3 protein-coding genes are annotated in these 3,013 nt (G+C 41.5%); all 3 read right to left on the bottom strand.

The window, feature by feature from the left end:
• Positions 1-311: 311 nt before the first annotated feature.
• Entirely contained in the window at positions 312-1,334 is a 1,023-nt protein-coding gene (locus KO361_05215) for a site-specific integrase (GenBank protein ID MCC7574966.1), read from the bottom strand.
• Entirely contained in the window at positions 1,321-2,301 is a 981-nt protein-coding gene (locus KO361_05210) for a tyrosine-type recombinase/integrase (GenBank protein MCC7574965.1), read from the bottom strand. Before KO361_05210 ends, KO361_05215 begins: the two co-directional genes overlap by 14 nt.
• The coding region (locus KO361_05205) for a tyrosine-type recombinase/integrase (GenBank protein ID MCC7574964.1) at positions 2,294-3,013 on the bottom strand (720 nt) is incomplete at its 5' end. The genes KO361_05205 and KO361_05210, both read right to left, overlap by 8 nt.

Raw genomic sequence — 3,013 nt, 5'->3', positions numbered from 1 at the left:
TCTTTGGTATATTGTCTTTTTTTAAGCCCCATTGCCACTTAACTCCTTTCTCTTCTTTTCCTGGTTATTTCATTATACCGGAAGTCTTATTTTTTTAGAAATATGTCCAGTGGTTGGGGTGCAGTCCACCTACTGATGCCCAAAAGAGATTGAAGGTATTAAAGAGCCTGGATTTTATCGAACAGGGACAGAATGTAATTATGGCCGGCAGTCCAGGCACTGGAAATTATCGAAAGTTTTTGTTTATCGAAAGATTCTTAATGGAAACCTACCAAATCAAGAGGGTTCTATTAAAAATCTTTCGATAATAATTACCTGCAGAATTCTTTCAGCCAATGCAGAAGGTCTGTATCTTCCGTCCACACAGGTATATCTTTGGAAACTACTTCTGGATATGCAGATTCCAATGCAGCCCTCTTTAACTCAGTATCTGCTCTAAGATAAATTTCTGTAGTAGTAACGCTAACATGGCCAAGTAGATCACGGATGTATATCAGATTCACTCCTGCTTCCAGCAGATGGAGTGCTTTTGTATGGCGCATCATATGTGGATGAATTGCTTCTGGAAAAACTGCTTCGGGATGATTCTGCTTTACCATTTTAAAATATTTGTTTAAAACATATGTGATTCCGGGCCTTGAAAAAGACTGATATCGGCTGTTATGGAAAAGCGGACTTTGCTGCCTGCCGTTCCCCAATAGATGGTTTTCTTCCATATATGCCTGCAGGATATGGTGGGTTTTATCCATCAAGGGAACACATCTCTTTTTGTTACCTTTCCCGGTTAGTGTGATAGTTGCAGGTTTTGTTAGCCTGACATCTGTCACTTTTAGGTCGATCAGTTCCTGTACCCGTGCACCTGTGTCATAAAGAGTTGCCATCATAACTAAATCACGTCGCCCCTTTTTTGTGGATATATCAGGTTGTTCCAGTAGGAATTTTAAGATATCTTTTGTCAGGTAATCAATGGTAGAATAATGCCTTTTTTTAAAAGGAACTCCAAGGATTTTCTGGCTTACATAAAGTAGTTCGGGACATTCTGCCGGTGCATACCTGTAAAAACTATGTATGGCTGCCAGCCTCTGATTCCTGGTATTAATGCTTACATTTCGGGTTTTCTCAAGCCAGACCAGGAATCCTTTAATCTTATCAATAGTGATATCCCTAAATGTTATGCACTCAGGTCTGATTTCATGCTCCTGACGAAGATAAAGGAGAAGCTGTTTAAATGTATCCCTGTAGGACTTTATGGTATTGGAGCTGAGATTCCGCTGTCCAGGCAGGAAATCAGCAAGATAGCGTGTCAGTATCCTGGCGAAATCAGTCTGTTCCATTTGATTCCACCTCCGGTATCAGCCAGGAACAGGTTTCTTCTACTTTGGCAGTTATATCCGGGTACAAATCTGCTGTCAGTCGCAGATACCGCTGGCTTCCGCGCAGGTCTTCATGGCCAAGGTATACAGAAAGGTATGGGAAACAGTTGCTTAAGTCACGTCCTTCTAGAACCCACTTTTTCAGGCAATGTACGGCAAAAGTATGTCTCAGATCATGAAGGCGCGGACCTTTTCCAGAATGGGATATTCCGGCCTTCCACAGTATTTTGCGGAATAGTGAGTATATGGTGGAACTGGAATAATGACCTCCATGTGGAGATGGATAAAAAGGATAATCACCAGTTTTGCCAGCAAGTACTGTCATTCTGTAGTTGCAGCACTGTTCCTTCAGGCTGACTGACATGGGAATAAGCCGTTCTTTCCCAAACTTGGTGTCGGTTATGAATAATGTACCTTCCTTTAAATCAACATCATCAATAGTTAGATTCACAGTCTCAGAGATCCTGAGGCCACAACCATAAAGCATCCGGACGATCAAAGGCAGGATAAGATGTCGGTATGGTGATGCTGCTGTTTGTGGATAACAGTCACAAACATTCAGTATTGTATGCAGTTCTTCCTTAGCAAAAATATAGGGAATGTATGAATATCTGTCTACTGTGATAAGGGTCTTCGGATAAATATAAGCGGGATAACCAATGCGGTTCATATATTCGGCAAGCCCTCTCAGGAGGGAAATCCGTTTGCTCTGGTTTGATATTGTTTCATTAGGAGTTCGCTTTGTCCAGCCCAGAACCAGTTCTTTAGGCAGGGAGATATCTGCTATATTCCAAGACTGTACAAAAATATCAAATCTTCTAAACATCGCTGTTCCCTTTTCAAATCTATAGCCTACTGCTTTTTTCTCATCAATGTACCCTTGAATCGGGCCTGAAAGTATGCTTTGGAAAGTTAGGGCATCAGTCATGAGTAAACACCTCCTCTGGATCGAGGGCACACGCTTTTAATCCTTCCATGCCGGTGCGCAGATAAACTGCAGTTGACCTGGAATCCACATGTCCTAATACTTCCGAGATTACTGGAAGGGGAATTCCCTGTTCCAGAAGCGTACTTGCCAGTGAGTGACGGAGGGAATGCAATCCGTGGTGCTTTTCTTTTGAAATGACAATCCCTGCTTCCCTGGTATATTTTGTAATAATGTTATGGAGGTTGGCATTCTCTCCAAATGATCTATATGGCGCACATAATCTTATAAAAAGATAAGCTGAATCACAAATTGGTCTTCCATTTTTTAAATAATCGATCAGTGCCCAGCCTAGGTCATTTAGTATAGGATAAGTGACTTTGACCTTGGTTTTTTCCTGGATGATGCTTATGATTCTTGAAGTCCAGTCCAGATCAGAAAGCTTCAATGATTTTATATCACCTGCCCGAATACCAAGCTTTGCTACCAGAAGAAGGATGGCATAATCCCTTTTCCCTCGGGGATTCCCTCGGTCTATGGCAGCAAGCATCTTTTTTACTTCTTCTGGATTCCATGTTGAAGGAACGGCTGGATAATAATAACGGTTTTGCTTAGGTATGCTGACAGACAAATCTGCTACAGTATAACCGTTCTGATAAAGAAATCTTAGGAATACCCTGAGCGTAGTAAGTATTGATGCAATACTTTTTTCATG

Source organism: Candidatus Woesearchaeota archaeon, assembly GCA_020854775.1.
Lineage (GTDB): Archaea > Nanobdellota > Nanobdellia > Woesearchaeales > 21-14-0-10-32-9 > 21-14-0-10-32-9.
The sequence above is the reverse complement of the archived record's forward strand: the minus strand, read 5'-3'. Positions and strand labels throughout refer to the sequence as shown.

Excerpts from the sequence above, each read along its gene's own strand:
- KO361_05215 (MCC7574966.1), bottom strand. The coding sequence starts at position 1,334 with ATGGAACAGACTGATTTCGCCAGGATACTGACACGCTATCTTGCTGAT.
- KO361_05210 (MCC7574965.1), bottom strand. The coding sequence starts at position 2,301 with ATGACTGATGCCCTAACTTTCCAAAGCATACTTTCAGGCCCGATTCAA.